Annotated in this window: 3 protein-coding genes and 1 pseudogene; all 4 read right to left on the reverse strand. The window is 39.1% G+C overall.

The window, feature by feature from the left end:
* Positions 1–135 precede the first annotated feature (135 nt).
* Positions 136–255: pseudogene (locus tag O9334_RS20120) on the reverse strand (type II toxin-antitoxin system RelE/ParE family toxin); the annotation flags it as partial.
* Between the two features lie 2 nt (positions 256–257).
* The gene (locus tag O9334_RS20125) at positions 258–464 is read right to left on the reverse strand and encodes a hypothetical protein (protein ID WP_190381541.1); all 207 of its coding nucleotides are present in this window, start codon (positions 462–464) and stop codon (positions 258–260) included.
* Positions 465–495: 31 nt separating this feature from the next.
* Positions 496–1,065 carry a Uma2 family endonuclease gene (locus O9334_RS20130; protein WP_190381540.1) on the reverse strand — a complete coding sequence of 190 codons (570 nt, stop codon included), beginning with the start codon at positions 1,063–1,065 and terminating at the stop codon, positions 496–498.
* A gap of 109 nt (positions 1,066–1,174) precedes the next feature.
* The coding region (locus O9334_RS20135) for a photosynthetic reaction center family protein (protein WP_288002106.1) at positions 1,175–1,436 on the reverse strand (262 nt) is incomplete at its 5' end.

The following is a 1,436-nucleotide window of genomic DNA, read 5'->3' on the forward strand; positions in this document are numbered from 1 at the left end:
AGTCGATGGATATTTTTTCGGAACTTGCCCTTTCTTTGATACGCCTCAAACCCCAGAAAAACCCTTATTTCTCCAAAGGGTTAACGGCTATGAGCCTTATCAAGCAAGCTCTTTAACCTTTCTGTCACCCCTTGAGGTAAATGGGTCTTCTGCCAGTTTTCTAAGTACATCGAAAATTTTAGGTTTTAACTGGGGATTTTTCTTGATTAGCTTCTTAAACGAACGCTTAAACCCATCACTCCATATTAGATCCATTGTTAATCCTCATTCAAATCAGCAATCAAATCTTCTACGGTTCCCCTTCTGGCCGTTCCAGTAGCGATCGCCTCTTTCAATTCCTTAAAATTAGCTAAAATTTCTCTTTCTCTTGCTTTGGCTCTATATTGACACAAAATCTCTAACAATGACTCCTGTTCATCCTCTGATAAATTCTCAAAAGATTTGATCATTTCTGGCAAAGTCATCATTTTACCTCTTAACTATTTTCCTTATATTTTAATTATTTTCCAAGATGATTTTATGGTAAACATCTGCGATCACTATCTGAATTCCCAAAGAGTTTAAATGAATTATCCTATCAGATTCATAAGCTGTAAACAACCAAAGATCGCCTTCCTTTTGAAAATGTTCAATATAACATTTTTCCTGAGAAATCAATAAATATTCCTGAAAAGTTGCAATGGTTCGATAAGCGGCAAACTTTTCTTCTCTGTCGTAATTTGCCGTTGAAGCAGACAAAACCTCAGCGATTAAAACAGGATTAATTAAAGTATCTTTGCGTCCTTCTTGATAAATAAGAGGTTCAGAAACTACCATAATATCAGGATAGGTGGCTATTTGACGCTCAGGTATCCATAAACGCTGATCGGTGACAAAAACGGCATAGGGTTGATTCTTTAGTCCAGTATATAAAGCCACTAATAAATTACTAATAATGCGATTATGAGTCGGTGTCCCTCCTGTCATAGCAATAATTTTTCCATCCAGATATTCATGACGAGTTTGGGATTGTATTTCCTGCTCAAAATATTGACTAAGAGTATATTTTCCAGTGAGAGCGGTCATAATAATGATTGTTTGAGAATAAGCATTTTGCAGCGTTTTTCATTGTTCCCCAATTCTAACAACAAAAAAGCACCCCCTCGCGGGAGTGCCTTTTCGTTCAGACTAGGAATTAACCATTGATAGCAGGAGCAATCAGAGCTACGGGAGCCTGTTCACCACTAGCTAAGTCTAAGGGGAAGTTGTGAGCGTTGCGCTCGTGCATTACTTCCATACCGATACCAGCGCGGTTCAACACATCGGCCCAAGTACCAATTACACGACCTTGAGAATCGAGAATCGACTGGTTGAAGTTGAAACCGTTGAGGTTAAACGCCATGGTGCTAACACCCATCGCGGTAAACCAGATACCGATTACCGGCCAAGCACCCAAG

The organism is Microcystis sp. LE19-8.1F (assembly GCF_027531715.1).
Taxonomy (GTDB): Bacteria; Cyanobacteriota; Cyanobacteriia; order Cyanobacteriales; family Microcystaceae; genus Microcystis; species Microcystis wesenbergii_A.

Bases quoted from the DNA above. Each gene is read 5' to 3' on its own strand.
- O9334_RS20125 (WP_190381541.1), bottom strand. From the start codon at position 464: ATGACTTTGCCAGAAATGATCAAATCTTTTGAGAATTTATCAGAGGAT.
- O9334_RS20130 (WP_190381540.1), bottom strand. From the start codon at position 1,065: ATGACCGCTCTCACTGGAAAATATACTCTTAGTCAATATTTTGAGCAG.